The organism is Pseudomonas baetica (assembly GCF_019733355.1).
Taxonomy (GTDB): domain Bacteria; phylum Pseudomonadota; class Gammaproteobacteria; order Pseudomonadales; family Pseudomonadaceae; genus Aquipseudomonas; species Aquipseudomonas baetica_A.
Genome location: NZ_JAIHLQ010000206.1, coordinates 1 through 221 on the forward strand (window position 1 = coordinate 1; position 221 = coordinate 221).

1 protein-coding gene is annotated in these 221 nt (G+C 30.3%); it reads left to right on the forward strand.

Annotated elements, in window-relative coordinates:
- Nucleotides 1–15: 15 nt before the first annotated feature.
- On the forward strand, nt 16–221 hold a 206-nt coding region (locus K5E40_RS34770), incomplete at its 3' end, for an ATP-binding cassette domain-containing protein (RefSeq protein WP_221734468.1).

The window sequence follows — 221 nt, forward strand, 5'->3', positions numbered from 1 at the left end:
GAGCCTAGAGGACTGATGGGAACTGAAGCTGTTAATTTATCAAATTTGAAATTTTATTATGAGAAAAACAAAATAATACTTGATATAGAACATTTGCGGTTTCCCTTAAATAATGTTATAGCTATTATTGGTGATAACGGTGCAGGGAAATCAACACTTGCACGATGTATATGTGGACTAGAAAGTAAAGATAGGAGTAAGATTAAATATAATGATAAAAT